This is a genomic window from Neobacillus sp. KR4-4, assembly GCF_042136325.1.
GTDB lineage: Bacteria > Bacillota > Bacilli > Bacillales > Cytobacillaceae > Neobacillus.
Genome location: NZ_JBHHJU010000012.1, coordinates 134637 through 151861, shown reverse-complemented (window position 1 = coordinate 151861; position 17225 = coordinate 134637). Strand labels below are relative to the sequence as shown.

The 17225-nt window shown below is 38.2% G+C and carries 17 protein-coding genes and 1 other annotated feature; of the genes, 4 read left to right on the top strand and 13 right to left on the bottom strand.

From position 1 onward, the window contains the following. Positions 1-132 precede the first annotated feature (132 nt). Positions 133-540, bottom strand: coding sequence for an SET domain-containing protein (locus ACE198_RS14435; RefSeq protein WP_142333007.1), 408 nt, complete (start codon positions 538-540; stop codon positions 133-135). A gap of 169 nt (positions 541-709) precedes the next feature. Here ACE198_RS14435 and ACE198_RS14430 point away from each other — a divergent pair, with 169 nt between their 5' ends. After that, on the top strand, positions 710-1102 hold the full coding sequence (locus tag ACE198_RS14430; RefSeq protein ID WP_251459888.1) for a hypothetical protein: 393 nt from the start codon (positions 710-712) through the stop codon (positions 1100-1102). Positions 1103-1210: 108 nt separating this feature from the next. Here ACE198_RS14430 and ACE198_RS14425 read toward each other — a convergent pair whose 3' ends face one another. Further along, entirely contained in the window at positions 1211-1534 is a 324-nt protein-coding gene (locus ACE198_RS14425; RefSeq protein ID WP_098574619.1) for a hypothetical protein, read from the bottom strand. Positions 1535-1712: 178 nt separating this feature from the next. Between ACE198_RS14425 and ACE198_RS14420 the strand changes: the two genes are divergently transcribed. Next, complete coding sequence (locus tag ACE198_RS14420; RefSeq protein WP_251459890.1) at positions 1713-2141, top strand: VOC family protein; 429 nt, start codon at positions 1713-1715, stop codon at positions 2139-2141. A gap of 244 nt (positions 2142-2385) precedes the next feature. Here the strand turns inward: ACE198_RS14420 and ACE198_RS14415 are convergent, their stop codons facing one another. Next, the gene (locus ACE198_RS14415; protein WP_375376024.1) at positions 2386-2901 is read right to left on the bottom strand and encodes a YbaK/EbsC family protein; all 516 of its coding nucleotides are present in this window, start codon (positions 2899-2901) and stop codon (positions 2386-2388) included. 321 nt (positions 2902-3222) lie between these two features. Here ACE198_RS14415 and ACE198_RS14410 point away from each other — a divergent pair, with 321 nt between their 5' ends. Continuing rightward, positions 3223-4602 (top strand): Mur ligase family protein, encoded by a 1380-nt coding sequence (locus ACE198_RS14410; protein WP_375376023.1) that lies wholly within the window; start codon positions 3223-3225, stop codon positions 4600-4602. Between the two features lie 139 nt (positions 4603-4741). On the opposite strand, the gene ACE198_RS14405 is transcribed toward ACE198_RS14410, so the two are convergent. From ACE198_RS14405 to pruA, 9 genes are all read right to left on the bottom strand, one after another. Further along, positions 4742-5770: a YheC/YheD family endospore coat-associated protein gene (locus ACE198_RS14405; protein ID WP_375376022.1), complete on the bottom strand. Its 1029-nt coding sequence runs from the start codon at positions 5768-5770 to the stop codon at positions 4742-4744. Between the two features lie 105 nt (positions 5771-5875). Beyond that, entirely contained in the window at positions 5876-7093 is a 1218-nt protein-coding gene (locus ACE198_RS14400; RefSeq protein WP_375376021.1) for an ATP-grasp domain-containing protein, read from the bottom strand. 255 nt (positions 7094-7348) lie between these two features. Then, positions 7349-8068, bottom strand: a complete 720-nt coding sequence (locus ACE198_RS14395) for a YebC/PmpR family DNA-binding transcriptional regulator (protein WP_098574625.1) — start codon at positions 8066-8068, stop codon at positions 7349-7351. A 260-nt stretch (positions 8069-8328) separates the two neighbouring features. Beyond that, entirely contained in the window at positions 8329-9594 is a 1266-nt protein-coding gene (gene ilvA, locus ACE198_RS14390; protein WP_098574626.1) for a threonine ammonia-lyase IlvA, read from the bottom strand. A 90-nt stretch (positions 9595-9684) separates the two neighbouring features. Beyond that, positions 9685-9929: a binding site (T-box leader), on the bottom strand. Between the two features lie 131 nt (positions 9930-10060). Beyond that, positions 10061-10216, bottom strand: coding sequence for a hypothetical protein (locus ACE198_RS14385; RefSeq protein ID WP_375376020.1), 156 nt, complete (start codon positions 10214-10216; stop codon positions 10061-10063). A 238-nt stretch (positions 10217-10454) separates the two neighbouring features. Continuing rightward, a complete protein-coding gene (locus tag ACE198_RS14380) occupies positions 10455-10709 on the bottom strand; it encodes a biotin/lipoyl attachment domain-containing protein (protein ID WP_375376019.1) in 255 nt (84 codons plus the stop codon). An 89-nt stretch (positions 10710-10798) separates the two neighbouring features. Further along, positions 10799-12064, bottom strand: coding sequence for a Glu/Leu/Phe/Val family dehydrogenase (locus ACE198_RS14375; protein ID WP_098574756.1), 1266 nt, complete (start codon positions 12062-12064; stop codon positions 10799-10801). A gap of 76 nt (positions 12065-12140) precedes the next feature. Then, positions 12141-13346 (bottom strand): ornithine--oxo-acid transaminase, encoded by a 1206-nt coding sequence (locus ACE198_RS14370; protein WP_375376018.1) that lies wholly within the window; start codon positions 13344-13346, stop codon positions 12141-12143. A gap of 71 nt (positions 13347-13417) precedes the next feature. Continuing rightward, positions 13418-14962, bottom strand: a complete 1545-nt coding sequence (pruA, locus tag ACE198_RS14365; RefSeq protein ID WP_375376017.1) for an L-glutamate gamma-semialdehyde dehydrogenase — start codon at positions 14960-14962, stop codon at positions 13418-13420. Positions 14963-15269: 307 nt separating this feature from the next. Here pruA and ACE198_RS14360 point away from each other — a divergent pair, with 307 nt between their 5' ends. Further along, entirely contained in the window at positions 15270-15782 is a 513-nt protein-coding gene (locus ACE198_RS14360) for a gamma carbonic anhydrase family protein (RefSeq protein WP_375376016.1), read from the top strand. Between the two features lie 70 nt (positions 15783-15852). Here ACE198_RS14360 and ACE198_RS14355 read toward each other — a convergent pair whose 3' ends face one another. Continuing rightward, a complete protein-coding gene (locus ACE198_RS14355) occupies positions 15853-17181 on the bottom strand; it encodes an MDR family MFS transporter (RefSeq protein WP_375376015.1) in 1329 nt (442 codons plus the stop codon). Between the last annotated feature and the right edge of the window lie 44 nt (positions 17182-17225).

Genomic DNA, 17225 nt, shown 5'->3' with positions numbered 1-17225 from the left:
GGACCATTTCATAATAACAGATATTTCAAATAATTAAAATATTAATGACTCAGGAGTGGCCCGGACTTTCACGTGTATTTGCACTAATTGACTCTATAACAAAGAAAAAGGACAGATGAAGCAGCGCCGCTGCTATAATCTGTCCTTTTCTCCATTTTCCGATTCATCTTTATTGAACCAAAGCGGGTCATTATTGTCTTCTTCACCATTATAGTTGATTAGGATTTCATCCCCTGCTTTGATATCTTTGTATGCATAAAAGTCAAACGTGTGATTTGGAAAATTAATTTCATATGTAGCATTCGGCTCATATGAATGGTTAAATAGCATTCCATACCCTAAGAGAAGTGCGGTGTGGTTGATTCCATATTCAAACGCATAATCAGCAAGCAGCGTTTTCTCAATATGTACATGCTCCTCATTTGGATAAGGAATAACGGGTGCTTCATGAATCAGCTCCCCTTTTGCGATATCACGAGTTGCAAATACTCCTCTATTTAATTCCCCATCACTAAGTTTGGATGTCTTTACCTCAATCATGTTAATCACCTATTCAATCTTTCCAATGAAGTTTTTACTCTTTATATAGCTTGCCATTAACTAAACAAGAAAGCAAATGTTTTTTGCTTCACCCCCATTTTTCAGGTTCTTTTTTGAAGAGGTAAATCATAAAATAAGAATATACGTTCGCAACAAGAGGAGGGCACAAATGGGGAATTTGATTACGGGTGAAATGTTGGTGAAGTATTACGAGTTGAATAAGCAGAAAAAAGAAATAGAAATGGAAATGAATACATTAAAGGATGCTTTTCAAAAATATTTTAATAATCTAGTGGGTACGGATCATAAAGGTGAAATTACCATTAGTGGCTATAAACTCCAACGGCAAATTCGTAAGACTGAAAAATATGATGAAGTTGAAACCATTAAAAGATTAGAAGAGTTACAGATGAACGAACTGATCCAGGTAGTGAAAAAGCCCGATGAGGTAAAAATTAAGGCAGCTCTAAATTTAGGCTTGTTAAATTCCAATCATTTAGAAGGATGTATTATTTCGACTACCTCCCCTGCTATTAGCGTGAAACCAATCACGCCTAGATAACGATCTAAGGCCCCCGTATTTTTTGATGCGGGGGATTTTCGTTTATAAAAATAGTGACGAAATTGAAGAATTAGTTCAGAAGCATTTTAATTATTAAATGTTTAATAGTTATAATCTTTTTAGTAGATAACAGGTGCCGTCTTCGGCAAAGAATAATGATTCGCCTTGATGAACGTTAAAATTAACATTCTTTTTGTCATAAATCAGTTTTGCCACTTTTTCAAATTTCCCTACTTCTTCTACTGTTGGATTAACAATAATATCTTGTTTTGCATTTGTTGTCACAAATCCTTTGGGGTTATATTTCCGTTGGGGTTTCAATTCTGTGCCCCACCTTCCATCGACGAGTACGGAAATGGCTGTAAACTTTGTTTTTCGCGTTTGAATGGACCATAATTTCCGACAATTACAACGATGTATTTTGAATTTCATCACAAGTTACCTTCTTTCTGTAAATTCAAAATCGGATGATTGTAAAGTGTATTCGCTCGGAAACTGAATTATTTATCTGGGTCAGGTTATGAGTTTGGACTAATTGGAAATTTGAAATTAATCCAGTAAATGGTACAATTACCAATGTTTATATTTTATAAAAAAGGGGTTATCACACATGTCAGTGGATGTTTATCTTAATTTTAATGGGAACTGTCGTGAGGCAGCAGAATTTTACGCGGAGGTATTTGGCTTAGAAAAGCCGCAAATTATGACGTTTGGGGAAACGCCGCAGAACCCAGATTATCCGCTTCCAGAAGAAGCAAAAGGTTTGGTCATGCATACAAGGCTTAATATTGATGGAAGTAACGTTATGTTTTCTGATGTTTTCCCTGGGATGCCGTTTGTAGCAGGTAATAACATAAGCCTAGCTATTGTTAATAAAGATTTGGATAAGATTAGGTCATATTTTAACCAACTGAAAGAAGGCGGTACGGTAGTCATGGAGCTTCAAGAAACCTTCTGGAGCAAATGCTATGGTTCCCTAAAAGATAAGTTTGGTATTGAATGGCAATTTAATTACGATAATGGGGAAAGTGCTATGTAATTGGTTTATGAATGATAGAAGACCGGGCAAATTGCTCGGTCTTTTTTTGATTTACTTATTGGTGAGCATATAGTCCTTTATTGATTCCCCTGGGTGGGATATTTTTGGATCAATGAGCATCAAATGACTCCTATGGTTACGGTTTGTCTTGTTTTTATCGATTAACGGGCATCAAAGGGCTCCTATAGTTACTGTTGAACGAATTCCTCCGCATAACTCAACTGGCATAGGGTGATCCTTTAATTTAAACCTCGATTTGATGACTTTCTTGTGATGGCACTTCCTCTTCTTCCCAACCTTTACATACATCAATCCATTTCTTTGCAAAAGAATATGTAAATAACTCTTCTTTCGTTAATTCAATCGCAGAATTGGTGCTTCCGCAAGCTGGATATAGTGTTTCGAAGCGCTGCATGGAGATATCCAAGTACACGTCTAACTCTTTATTCAATCCAAACGGACACACACCACCAATGGCATGCCCGGTTTGTTCGAGGACTTCATCCGGAGAGAGCATGCGTGCTTTGTAACCGAACTGTTCCCGGAACTTCTTATTGTCGATTTTTGCATCCCCTGCGGCAACGATCAAAATAGCCTTATCTTCGCTCCCCCGAAAAGATAAAGTTTTAGCAATTCGGGCTGGAGCCACTCCAATTGTCTCAGCCGCTTGCTCTACAGTTGCGCTGGAGGTTTCAAATTCCATTACATCCTTTTCACGATCCCATTGTTTAAAATGGGCCTTTACACTTTCCAATGACATCTTATTCATCCTTTCTAGGTTGGTAATATTATGAATAATAACACACTTTAAGGGGATAAAGCGAAAAGTTGACTTGTGTTGTACCTATTAAACATCTATTTGGTCCCGTGGGCTCCTTTTTTCGGAAATCATGGGAACAATTAACCTCTAATCGTTCTTCGCATGACAATTTCCGCTAATTGCCTGAGTTGTTATCACACACCTGCATTAGGGGACATGTCATATGATATATAAGCCTTTGAATTTTTAATCACTTCTACCTTATCGGACAGTATTAAGGGTAGATGCTTTTTTCAAAAAAGGAACTTCAGGAGGGACATTTTGAAGACATTATTATTGGAAAACATTTTAACTGCCATGAACATTCAGCCTCATGAAAAGCAAAAAGGGATCTGGATTGAGACGGTCACTGATGACAGATCTGAAATTGAGAGTCATACTTTATATTTTCGTTTTAACAATCGAGAGGTGCCGGTTGAAAGGATAAAGAAATACAAAAATGTATTTATCGTTACAGATACCCCATTTTCTCACATGGAAAGTTTACATCCTAATCAAATCATTATGGTAAAGAATCTTAAAGATAGTTTCTTTAAATTCACCTCGTATTACAGGCACCTGTTTAGCATTCCTGTCGTGGCCATTACAGGTACATGTGGAAAGTCTACGACGAAGGAAATGTTAAAACACATTTTAGAAGATACTCATAATGTGCAGTCAACCATTTCTAGCAAAAATGCCGATTATTACAACCTTTCATATTTATTGGGAATTGAGGAAGATACGGATGTGGCAGTGTTTGAAACAGCCGTATCTAAAAAAGGGGATATGACGGCGTCCTGTAAGTATTTTTACCCGACAATGGGGATTTTGACGATGATAGATGTGGATCATACAGATCAAATTCGTTCATTTGATGATTATCTAGCAGAAAAAGCAAAGATCATGCAAGGGATGAACAATGAGGGAATTCTCATTCTAAACTCGGACGACCCCTACCTCTCCTCGATCGATACCTCTAAATTTAAGGGAGAGATTATCACATTCGGAAAAAACAAGAATGCTATTTTTAGGATTAAGAGATATCAATATACGTCATTAGGTATGACTTTTTGGATGGAATATATGCAAAATGAATACAGAGGATATATACCGGGTCTTGGGGAGCATAGTGTATATAATTCAGTCGCTTCAGTAGCAGCCGCTGCCATGTTAGGTGTCGATATTCACTATGCGTTAAAAAGATTAGCTTCTTATCCACACATGAGATCCCATTTTCAAGTAATGGATGGTCGAAATCAAACCATACTGGTGGATGATACGTGGAAGTCAAATCCAGCTTCTTTAAGAACAGGCTTAGAGACATTAAGCAAGATTGCATTGCCATCCCAAAGAAAAATTGCTGTTCTGGGAAGAATGGCGGCACTTGGAAAATATGCCGATGAAGAATACGAAAAGGCAGGACATTTAATCGCTTCTTCGGGGGTAGATATTCTCATCACTAAAGGGTTTATTGCAAAAGATTTTCAAAAGCCTGCTATAGAGGCAGGAGTAAAGCCGCAGCATGTTTATCATTTTTCAGATCCAGATGAGATGAAAAGATTTTTTGATTCATTTTTACGTCCAAATGACATAGTATATTTCAAAACGGGCGGGAATGACTCAGACTTTGATGATGTCATCGACTATTTAAAGCGATAAATAATAGAAAATTCACATATTAAAAGGCAGCTATCCTTTCTGAATAACAACCCAATTGTTCACAATTGGAGTTGAGATTCATGATCGGTACGCTGCCTTTTGTTGTATCATGTATTCGTGTTATATGTTTGTTTGCCATTTAATCTTTATTTTTATCCGCTAAATATTTTGCATACAAAATTGTATTTTTCGCTACATCTAATTCAAGACTATATATATTTGGCGGACCTGGTCTCCAGTTCACTTCAAAAAGCCATAATTTTTGGCTCGCATCAATTCCGACGTCTATTCCTAATTCATCTAATTCATTGTCATATAAAGTGTCAAAATGATTTGAAAAACTGATTGCAAATTGTTCAAGATATCTTTTAATATCAAACCAGGAGTCACCAAACTCTGTTTTTAAAAAAATATCCAAATATGTGCTATAGCCACCACTGGCCATATTAGAAGTTATCGTCCCTAAACGCCCAATCCTTGGATAAATAGAAGTTATTACCCATTTTCCTTCTCCATTTTTTTGGACATGCAACCGGAAATCAAAAACATGACCAGAATTTGTTTGACTGGTAATAAACTGTTGAATAATGTACTCTTGTTCTTGCACTTTATGAGATAACCAATCTAGCATTCCTTTTTCATTAATAACTGATTCGACCCCTGCATCATTTATTTTGTAATGGTTTGAACCATCTTTTTCTATAAAAACAACACCTCCACCTTGATGGCCAGATAATGGTTTGATAATTACTTTTTGATAACGATCGATCATGTCAAAAAAAATTTTCACGTTTGTTATTTCGTAGTATGGGATAAGGTAATGTTTAAATTTATGTGCTTTTTTAATTCTGTTATATACCGATAATTTGTCCCCGATCGAATGACTAGTAAACGGAATCCTATCATACAAATAATCAAAGATGTGTTGCGTTTTCTCACTCGAAAGATAGCTTGCATTATATATGACATCTGGGAAAGGAAATTCTCTTTCAATCCAACGGCCATTTTCATAGGATTTCCCCAAAATTGTTTGCTGTTTAATATTCACCTTCCCTGGGGTAAAGTAAAAAAAGGTTACACCTTCTGCTTTAGCTACAGCAGCATAAGCATAAGCTTTCTTTACCTTACTTGGATCTCGACGATGATGAAGCATGCCAATTAGCGTCATTATACTTCTTTTCACCTCTCCAAAATCATTTTTCTCATTAAAAGACTAGCAATTTATGATTAATCATTAAACGATCACGATGATCATTATTGTCACTCAGGAATTTTAAATGGGGTCAATGTAGAAATGTATATTGTCTGCTGCTCGGATGGCATTTCTTTTCGCTTCTAATTTATTATAGGAGGATGCTAAAATGTATCCACAACGATCACCCATTGATAAAGGTGGACGGACGATCTGTCCTTGTCGAGGTTTAATATAAACCTCCTCTATACCCGGATATTGAGAGCTGAGTTCTTTCCCCGTTACTTTCTGTAATATTCCTCTAGAATCTACGGTTAAATAATGTGCATAAACATACTTCCTGTGTTTTTTCGTAAGGCGAGGCTCCCTTCCTAACATTAGTTGGATGGTTTCTTCTGCTAAATTAATTCCATAGCCTACTTCGATGATTCGATTCATCGCACCGCCTGAGATTCTCGGATTAATTTCAATTAATTTCCACACTCCATTTACAAGACGCATTTCAAGGTGGCATGTACCATTTCTCATATTAAATGGCTTTAAGATGGAAGTTATTGTGTCCAGGACACTATCGTACATTCTTTGATTGACATGTGGAAGTAGGCTATATCCAGTTACGATAAATCGATGTAAAAAAGTAATTTGTTGTTCGATGATCGCGACAATATGAACTTTTCCATTGTGTACTAAAACTTCAATTAAAAATTGTGGTCCTTCTAAATACTCTTCCAGTAAAATCTGTTTATTTTTTTTCTTTAATGCTTGTATTGCGAGCTTTAACTGTTTCTCGTCTTTTACCAACATAACATCTTTTGAACCGGCAGAAGTGGGTGATTTTACAATAAGAGGTAAATAGTTTTTAGCAATATCAACAAAGTACTCTAAGGAATAATCATTTGAATTATAAAGTTCATAATAGGGAGAATTGGGGTGTCCTTTCAGAAGCTCACGAGTTAAAACTTTATTCTCCATTTTTAAAATGGCATCGGTAGAAACGACGGTTGAACAAAATTCTTCTGACAGGGTTGCTGCTAAATGGACATAAGAATGTACAAAACTCATAATGGCTTTTATTTGTTTACCTTGTTGATGTAGATTGTGAAGATTTTTTCTGATTTCATCAAGATTGGATAATTCCACTAAAATCATTTGATGGACCTCGGGAAATTCTGTTCTTTGCTGCATGTACTTTTGTCTATTGGTGAATAACACCGTAAAATAGCCGAGACGCTCCGCAGCTTTTATGGCTTCTCTACTAGATCCAGATTTATTCGTTTCAATAAATACAATAGTTCGCATAAGCTTTGTCATCCTATCTTTAAAGGTTTTTTAGTGAAGGATGTATCTTTACCAGTTTTTCTTCTCCATTATCTGATAAGTACATTTTATTATATTGTCATAGGACAAGACTGGTCTGGACAATCGTCATTATTCTTATGACAATTCAATAAAAAAACAAAAAAAGATGTCACATATTTATAGAGCTAAATATGTGACATCTTTATATTTTATTTGACCACTGGATCTTGTTAATTGTACAGGTCTCTTTAATGCTTATTCACCTAAGTCAACATTGTGATACACTTGTTGAACGTCTTCTAAGTCTTCTAATACATCAATCATTTTCTCGAATTTAGCTTGTGCATCTTCAGGAAGTGTTACTTCATTTTGCGCAAGCATTGTTAGTTCTGCAACGGTAAAGTCAGTAATTCCTGCATTTTTAAAGGCTTCTTGAACCGCATGGAACTGTTCTGGATCAGCGTAGACAATCACAGAATCCTCTTCTTCAATAATGTCTCGTACATCGACATCCGCTTCCATTAGTAATTCAAGCACATCTTCCTCGTTTTTACCTTCCACACCGATAACCGCCGTTGCATCGAACATATAAGCTACAGAGCCGCTTACGCCCATGTTCCCGCCGTTTTTACCAAATGCCGCACGTACATCTGATGCGGTACGATTTACGTTATTTGTTAGAGCATCAACGATAACCATTGATCCATTTGGTCCGAATCCTTCATAACGAAGTTCAGAGTAGCTTTCCTCTGATCCGCCTTTTGCTTTTTCAATCGCACGGTCAATAATGTGTCTTGGTACATTATATGTTTTTGCACGCTCGAGCACGAATTTTAAAGCCTGATTGGATTCAGGATTAGGTTCGCCTCGTCTTGCTGCTACATAAATTTCCACTCCAAATTTAGCGTAAATACGGCTAGTATTTGCATCTTTTGAAGCTTTCTTTTCTTTAATATTGTTCCACTTACGTCCCATTCTGAACACTCTCTTTCCACTTTTGAATCTACACAAAATTAGTATTATGGACTAAGCTGTATTAACAGCAAAGTACAAAATAATAATTAGGAGTTCATAATTTATTGATGTTTCTATCATTGACAAATAATATTATACCTTAATTGCATCATTTGTTAAGAGTCTATTAAGCAAAATAATGTAAGAAGTTGATTTGAATCCCATTTTAACGCCAAAAAGAGGTCGAACCGTCACGTCCGACCTCTCCAAAAAGTATGGAACTATACCAACATTTGAAACAGGGTACTGTCCTTATTGACTTCACGATATAAAAATCCTTTTGCTTTAATGCGTTCAATCAACGGCGAATAATCTCCTTTATCCTTCAACTCAATTCCCACTAATGCTGGGCCCGTTTCACGATTATTCTTCTTCGTATATTCAAAATGGCTAATATCGTCGTTTGGACCAAGAACATCAAGCAGAAACTCACGTAAGGCACCTGGACGCTGCGGGAAATTGACGATGAAATAATGCTGCAATCCTTCGTAGATTTTTGAACGCTCTTTAATTTCCTGCATTCGGCCAATATCGTTGTTTCCGCCACTGACGATACAGACCACCGTCTTGCCTTTAATTTCCTCAGCATACATATCCAAGGCCGCCACTGAAAGTGCTCCAGTCGGTTCCACAACGATGGCATTTTCATTGTATAAGGATAAGAGTGTTGTACATACCTTACCTTCAGGAACGACAAGAATATCGTCAACGATCTCCTTACAAATATTATAAGTTAACGTACCTACTGTCTTTACCGCTGCCCCGTCCACGAATGGATCGATTTCTTTTAATGAGGTTACTTCCCCTTTTAAAAAGGATTCCTTCATGCCAGGTGCGCCTTGTGGTTCAACCCCAATTAATAAAGTTTGTGGAGAATAGTGTCTAAGGTATGTACCGACTCCTGACATTAGCCCTCCACCGCCAATGGCACCAAAAAGGTAATCAATTTTCTCCGGGCAATCATTGAGCAATTCCACGGCCACTGTCCCTTGTCCGGCAATCACGTCGGGATCATCAAAAGGATGGATAAAGGTCCGATTTTCTAATTGACTGCATTCCATTGCTTTTTCATAGGCGTCGTCAAAAGTATCTCCAATCAAAACAATTTCAACATCTTCTTTGCCCCAAAATTTCACTTGGTTTACCTTTTGTTTTGGTGTGGTACTTGGCATAAAGATTTTCCCATGGATATTTAAGAGATGACAGGAATAAGCAACCCCCTGCGCATGATTCCCTGCACTTGCACAGATAATTCCATTTTTTAGCTCATCCTCATTTAGTTTTTTAATCCGATTATATGCACCGCGGATTTTAAAGGAACGAACGCTTTGTAAATCCTCTCGTTTTAAGTAGACATGGCAGCCATATCGTTCTGATAACAAGTGATTGTATTGCAGGGGAGTTGGTGCAATTTCATCCTTAATGTTATGGCTGGCAATAATAATATCCTCCACATTAAACACTTTCTTATCAACTTGTTGACTCATATTCCTTTTCCCTCCTAATTTTTTGCATCCATCAAGTAAAATTAATAAGTTCAACTTCTATTTTTAAACACAAAAAACTCGCCCCCATAATATAGGGACGAGTGAACTCGCGATACCACCCTACTTCTGCAGCAACCAACACTACAGCTCTCGATCAACGTACCACTCTGGTACGCGTTCCATTGTAACGGCGGACATTCCGGTCTAGCTTACTCCATTGTTTCAGCTACACATCTCCGAGATGATCTTCGAATACGTCCTGACATCGACTTTCAGCAACTGTCGACTCTCTGTGGAACAAGGACTTACCCTACTCTTCTCATCATTGATTCTTCTTCAATTTTTTATAAGGTTACCACTGAAAAAATAACCTGTCAATATATTTTGACTATTTTAATTATTTTGTTAATTATAAAGCGCTTACATCTGTTAAAGCCACGTTTACCTACTGTTATGATCTAATTTTTTATATTTTGGCTGTGTTAAACTTGTCTGTTAATTTCCGTTCCAGGCACTTCGCTTTCCGCGGGCGTGACGGGGAGCCTCCTCGTCGCTTTGCTCCTGCGGGGTCTCCCCTGCCCCGTACTCCCGCAGGAGTCTTCGTGCCTTCCACTCCAATCAACAGAGCGCTAAAATCACCATTAACCTTTAACCCATCCTATATTTTAATTCACCATCGATAATCGTCATTTCAATCTCAGTGTTAAGTAATTCGTCGGATGATCCATTGTAAATAGATTGTTAGAATAAACCGTAATAAAGAATAACATTTCTTCTATTAAAATCAGTAAGCCGACAGCAAAAATATAAAAAACTCTTTTCGAATAACGAAAAGAGTTTTTTAATAGAAATGAAGTACTTTATTCAGATCCTGTAATTATCAAATCATCTTGGATGGTTGCTAGGACGGTTTGAGTGTTTACTTCTTGACCCTCTTTGACAGGTAAAGAGGTGATATGCCCGCTTATCCCGATTGAAACCTCTTCCATTCTACCGTTCTGGGTTCTTATTAAAAACAATTTCTTCCACTCATATACATGATTATTTTCCTCGGTATAAACAGTTTCTACAGTACCAGAACATGGACTGAAGATAGCTTCTTCCGTTACTGACAATTTCTTCACTCCTTTTTAGTTTCTTACAGTCATTGAACAGATCAAGATTTCTCCATCCAAACGTTGGGAGATTCGTCTAATAATTTCTTTTATACCCATCCTCTGAAACGAGACGCTTCAGCAACTTTTCTGATACCAACCATATATGCTGCTAATCGCATATCTACTTGATGTGTTTTAGCTGTTTGATAGATATTTTCAAAAGAATCAACCATTACTTTTATAAGCTTTTCATCTACTTCTTCTTCGGTCCAATAATATCCTTGATTATTTTGCACCCATTCAAAATAAGAGACAGTTACTCCGCCTGCACTTGCAAGTATATCTGGTACAAGAATGACTCCACGTTCAGTAAGAATTCTTGTTGCTTCAAGTGTTGTTGGTCCATTTGCTGCTTCGACGACAATAGGTGCTTTAATATTGGCCGCATTTTTGGCAGTGATTTGGTTTGAAATGGCTGCCGGAACAAGAATATCACAATCTAATTCTAGTAGTTCTTGGTTGGTGATTGTGTTTTTGAAGAGCTTTGAGAAGGTACCGAAACTATCTCTTCGGTCCAGTAAGTAATTAATATCTAGTCCGTTTGGATCGTAAATACCACCATATACATCGGAAACGGCAACTACCTTCGCCCCAGAATCATGCATAAACTTTGCCAAGTAACTTCCGGCATTCCCAAAGCCTTGAATGACAACGCGCGCTCCTTGAAGTTCCTTACCAATTTTCTTCAATGCTTCTTCAATACAAATCGTTACACCGCGTGCAGTGGCTGTTTCACGACCTTGTGATCCGCCGAGGACGATTGGTTTCCCAGTAATAAAACCTGGTGAATCGAACTCACGTAAACGGCTGTATTCATCCATCATCCATGCCATGATTTGTGAATTGGTATAAACATCGGGTGCAGGAATGTCTTTCGATGGGCCAACAATTTGGCTAATCGCCCGGACATAGCCGCGGCTTAAGCTTTCAAGCTCTCTAAAAGACATGTTGCGAGGATCACAGATGATCCCGCCTTTCCCGCCGCCATACGGAAGATTAGTAATTCCGCACTTTAAGCTCATCCAAATGGACAACGCTTTTACTTCTTCCTCATCCACTTCCGGATGAAAACGGACACCGCCTTTTGTTGGACCAACCGCATCATTATGCTGAGAACGATAGCCTGTAAATATTTTGACAGAACCATCATCCATTTTTACTGGTATGCGGACAGTTAATAAACGAATTGGTTCTTTTAATAATTCATACATTTCGTTGTTATAGCCTAATTTAGATAAAGCTTGTTGGATGATCGTTTGTGTTGAATTAAATAGATTTAAGGATTCTTGTTCTTCTTGTTGTTGTTTTTCCATTTCAGTTACCATTGGTTTCACTGACATGCCTGACACCCCGTCGTATAGTAGATTATTAGATTTATATATTTTAAAATTAGCTTAAAACCGTTTTGATTTTTTCAAAGGCCCAATCGATTTCTTCTGTTGTAATGGTAAGTGGTGGTGCGAAACGAATCACTGTGTCATGGGTTTCCTTACATAATAAACCTGCCTCTTTTAATTGCTCACAGTATGGTCTTGCGGCTTCTGTAAGTTCAACCCCGATAAATAACCCTTTGCCTCTTACCGATTTAATTTTTGGATTGGTAATGGACTGTAATTTTTCAAAGAAGTATTTGCCTAATTCTAGCGAGCGTTCCGCTAGTTTTTCATCCTCAATCACTTCCAAAGCAGCAAGTGATACGGCACATGCTAATGGATTTCCTCCAAACGTTGACCCGTGGGACCCTGGATTAAATACACCTAATACATCAGAATTTGCCACAACACAGGAAATTGGGAAAACCCCCCCGCCTAATGCTTTACCTAAGATCAACATATCAGGATTTACGTCTTCCCAATCGCAGGCAAACATTTTACCTGTCCGCGCTAAGCCCACTTGAATTTCATCCGCAATGAACAATACCTTGTTTGCCTTACATAAATCTGATGCCGCTTTCAAAAAGCCTTCTGGCGGTAAGATAATCCCGGCTTCACCTTGAATTGGTTCAATTAAAAATGCAGCTGTGTTTGGTGTGATGGCGGCTTTCAATGCTTCAAGATCACCATAAGGAATTAAATTGATTCCAGGCAGCATTGGCCCAAAGCCGCGCTTATATTCCGGGTCTGATGATAAGGAAACAGCACCCATCGTCCGGCCATGGAAATTTCCTACACAGGCAATTATTTCTGCTTGGTTTTCAGCGATGCCTTTTACATCATAACCCCAGCGACGGGCTGCTTTAAGTGCCGTTTCAACCGCTTCTGCACCCGTATTCATTGGGAGGGCCATATTCTTATTGGTTAATTGACAAATTTTTTCGTACCATGGTCCGAGTTGATCATTATGAAAAGCACGAGAAGTAAGTGTGACCTTATCTGCTTGGTCTTTCAATGCTTGAATGATTTTTGGATGACGATGTCCTTGGTTCACTGCTGAATAGGCACTTAGCATATCCATGTAACGGTTTCCTTCTGGACTTTCCACCCAAACACCCTCCGCCTTCGCAATGACGATTGGTAGTGGATGATAGTTATTTGCACCGAATTTATGTGTTTGTTCAATAATTTGATTCGTTTTAGTAGTTTCTGAGACTGTCATGATAGTTCCTCCTCTATTTACCTCGGGTAGGTTGAGTTCCTAAACCACCCGAGGGATCAATGATGTAGTGATTAAAGTGTTTCAGATGTTGTTTTCGCTTGCATATGAAGCAGTAAATATTCTGGACCGCCTGCTTTCGAATCTGTTCCAGACATATTGAAACCGCCAAACGGTTGGTATCCAACAATCGCACCTGTACAAGTGCGGTTAAAATATAGATTTCCGACATGGAATTCTTCGCGTGCGCGTTCAATATGTTCGCGATTATTTGAAATCAATGCACCCGTTAAACCATAGTCCGTATTATTAGCAATGGTCATCATATGGTCAAAGTCACGGGCTTTACACATACCAAGAACTGGTCCGAAAATTTCTTCTTGCATAAGGCGTGCGTTTTCATCTAAATCAGCGAAGATTGTCGGCTGGATGAAGTACCCTTTAGAATCATCACCTTCGCCGCCCGTCATAAGTCGGCCTTCTTGCTTGCCTACTTCCATATAATTCATGATTTTTTTGAACGATTTTTCATCAATAACAGGTCCCATATAAGTAGTGGCCTCTTCAGGATTTCCAAGCGTAAGTGTTCTTGTTAGTGCCACAACTTTCTCAAGCACGACGTCATACACATCCTGATGAATGACTGCACGAGAACCTGCAGAACATTTTTGTCCTGAAAAACCGAAAGCGGAATAAACAATGCTTGAAGCAGCTAAATCTAAATCAGCATCATTATCAACAACCACTGTGTCCTTACCACCCATTTCAGCTATCACACGTTTGATCCATTTTTGACCTGGATGAACCTTCGCGGCCCGTTCATTAATACGGCAGCCTACTTCACGTGAACCTGTAAAGGATACAAAGCGTGTTTTTGGATGATCAACAAGGTAATCACCAATTTGCGCACCGCTACCTGGCACAAAGTTTAATACTCCTTTTGGAAGACCTGCTTCCTCCATTAACTCAACGAATTTTGCGGCAACTACTGGTGTTGAGTTGGCTGGCTTAAGAAGAACTGTATTACCCGAAACAATTGCTGCAATGGTTGTTCCTGCCATAATCGCTAATGGGAAGTTGAAAGGTGAAATAATAATTCCTACACCTAGTGGGATATAGTTGTACTGGTTGAATTCCCCATTTCGACTATTTACCGGTGAACCTTCTTTTAATTGAAGCATTTGACGGCCATAATACTCGATAAAGTCGATCGCCTCGGCTGTATCTGCATCCGCTTCCTTCCATGGTTTTCCGGCTTCTTTCACTAGATAAGCTGAAAACTCATGTTTCCTGCGGCGCAAAATGGCGGCTGCTTTGAATAAAATGTTGGCACGATGTTCTGGTCTCCACTTTTTCCACGTTTCAAATGTGGTTAATGCGGCATGCATCGCCTTTTCTGCTAGTTCTTGGTCTGCCATCGACACTCGACCAATAATTTCTTCTTTATTTGCTGGATTAATAGATATAATTTTTTCCTCAGTTGTAATCTGTTCTCCACCGATAACAACTGGGTAATCCTTGCCAAGCTGTGTTTGTACAAAGGCCAGTGCCTCTTGGAAGGCTTGTTTATTTTTTTCATCTTCAAAGTTTGTAAATGGTTCATGTGAATATGTTTTCAATGGTTGTTCCCCCTTGTCGTTTGCTACATCAATTATATATGCAAGTTACGTGCCAACTTGTATTTTGCATATATAAAGGGTTTTCATTGGATTTGGTGCAAATAGATTTTGCGCAAAATAAATAATTAATCAGTATACGCAAAATTTTTTGGCATTTTGCAGATTCTATTATTAAAAATAGATGCAAAAAATTCAACTTTAACGAAAATAGATTCGAATTGATAATAAAAACCCTTCTAGGACATTTTTTCATGGTATATTTAGATTAATAGAAAGATAATTCTGATAGTTAAAAGGAGAGATTGATTTGATTATCCCTTACAAAGGTATTTCCCCTGTTGTCCATGACTCAGTATTTGTAGCACCCGGTGCCTATTTAATTGGTGATGTAAGAATTGGAAAGGGTTCATCCGTTTGGTTTAACGCGGTACTACGCGGGGATGATGGACCAATTATCATCGGTGAACGGTGCAGCATTCAAGATAATTCAACAATTCATTTGTTCGAAGGGTTCCCGGTCGAAATTGCAGATGACGTGACAATTGGCCATAATGTTATTCTGCATGGCTGTAAGGTTGGGAAGCGATGCATTATTGGAATGGGTTCGACGCTTTTAGATAATGTTGAGATTGGTGAAGATTGTATTATTGGGGCCAATACACTGTTAGCTGGCGGTATTAAAATTCCTCCTCGTTCCCTAGTGTTGGGGTCTCCTGGTAAAGTGGTCAGAGAAATAACCCAAAAGGACCTGGACCTGCTGCAGATGTCTAGCGATCACTATGTCCAGAAGGGGAAAGAATTTAAGGATATTCTTAAATAGATTAATAGTGGGAAAAACTGCCCTCATGAGGGATTCATAGGGGCAGTTTATCGTTTATCAAACATATAGGCTAGTTATTCTCACTGGAAGTGGTTGTTTTTGCAGGGATAAAGAAACTTATTACAATATTAATTAGGCTTAATATCAGTGCATATAGAAATAAATTTTTCATTCCAACATGGATGTTTACAGCTTGATTGATGATCAGTCCCATAACAGTAACTCCGATGGAAGTTCCGATATTTTTTAAAAACATTTGCAATGAGGTGGACATCCCTTTGATGTGGGCTTCAGCAAATTCTTGGGATGCAATTGTTCCTACTGCAAACAACAAACCAAAAGCAACACCCTGGATTGTTAAGATGATAAACAAGCTAACATAAGATATATCTGTGATGAACAAATATAATGCTAAGCCTGAAACTGTTGTGATGAGGCTTCCAATAATAAAAAGGAGCTTATACCCAAAGCGAAGGATCCACTTTCCCGCAGGGGTGCTTCCGAAAGTCCAGCCAACGGCAATACTTAGCAGGATGAGCCCGCTTTTATAAATACTCATGTGACTGCCTTCTTGCAGGTACAAAGGAATAAAGTTAGATGTTCCAAAAAAGGCCAAACAATAAACTAACATGAAAAGGTTCGTCATCAGAATTCCCTTGTTCCTAAATAATGAAACAGGCAGGAACGGATGGGATTCTTTTCGTTCTACTAAAACAAAGACAATTAAACCAATGACTCCTAGAATCAATAACCAGATAGAGTGTTCTATATTAGTAGATAACAATAATAGCGTAATAGAAATCCCGAATAAGAAGAAACCTTTATAGTCAATATGTGTTTTCTTAAATTCCATCTGTTCTTTATAGGGCAGCAAACAAAGCACGCTGGCAATACCGATGGGAATATTTATAAAGAATATCCATCTCCATGTTAATGCTTCCACAAAGAAAGATCCTAGTATGGGACCAACAATAGATGAGATGGCCCAAATACTGCTAAAAACCGCTTGAATTTTCCCGCGACGTTCAATCGTAAACAAATCACCTACGATGATCATGGAAAGTGGAATCATCCCACCTGCACCTAAACCTTGAATTCCCCTAAATATAATCAGCGTGACCATGGAATTCGCCATCCCACAAAGAATGGAACCTAGTGTAAATAAGCCCACGGAAAACATTAACAGGTTTTTCCGGCCATACATATCCGATAATTTACCGTATAACGGCACAGTAACAGTGCTAGCTAACATATAAACAACAAATATCCATGCAAATAACTCCATGCCACCAAGTTGTTTGACAATGGTCGGACTGGCTGTTTGCATAATATTAGCATCTAGTGCTGAAATTAACGTCGTGATGACTAGACCCCAAAATACATACATATTCTTTTTCATAACTTCCTCCAAAACCAATTAATCGACTATCTATAGGATAGTTT

Excerpts from the sequence above, each read along its gene's own strand:
- ACE198_RS14425 (WP_098574619.1), bottom strand. The coding sequence starts at position 1,534 with ATGAAATTCAAAATACATCGTTGTAATTGTCGGAAATTATGGTCCATT.
- ACE198_RS14355 (WP_375376015.1), bottom strand. The coding sequence starts at position 17,181 with ATGAAAAAGAATATGTATGTATTTTGGGGTCTAGTCATCACGACGTTA.
- ACE198_RS14420 (WP_251459890.1), top strand. The coding sequence starts at position 1,713 with ATGTCAGTGGATGTTTATCTTAATTTTAATGGGAACTGTCGTGAGGCA.
- ACE198_RS14405 (WP_375376022.1), bottom strand. The coding sequence starts at position 5,770 with ATGACGCTAATTGGCATGCTTCATCATCGTCGAGATCCAAGTAAGGTA.
- ACE198_RS14430 (WP_251459888.1), top strand. The coding sequence starts at position 710 with ATGGGGAATTTGATTACGGGTGAAATGTTGGTGAAGTATTACGAGTTG.
- ACE198_RS14395 (WP_098574625.1), bottom strand. The coding sequence starts at position 8,068 with ATGGGACGTAAGTGGAACAATATTAAAGAAAAGAAAGCTTCAAAAGAT.
- ACE198_RS14435 (WP_142333007.1), bottom strand. The coding sequence starts at position 540 with ATGATTGAGGTAAAGACATCCAAACTTAGTGATGGGGAATTAAATAGA.
- ilvA (WP_098574626.1), bottom strand. The coding sequence starts at position 9,594 with ATGAGTCAACAAGTTGATAAGAAAGTGTTTAATGTGGAGGATATTATT.
- ACE198_RS14415 (WP_375376024.1), bottom strand. The coding sequence starts at position 2,901 with ATGTCATTGGAAAGTGTAAAGGCCCATTTTAAACAATGGGATCGTGAA.
- ACE198_RS14400 (WP_375376021.1), bottom strand. The coding sequence starts at position 7,093 with ATGCGAACTATTGTATTTATTGAAACGAATAAATCTGGATCTAGTAGA.
- ACE198_RS14370 (WP_375376018.1), bottom strand. The coding sequence starts at position 13,346 with ATGACAGTCTCAGAAACTACTAAAACGAATCAAATTATTGAACAAACA.
- ACE198_RS14375 (WP_098574756.1), bottom strand. The coding sequence starts at position 12,064 with ATGGAAAAACAACAACAAGAAGAACAAGAATCCTTAAATCTATTTAAT.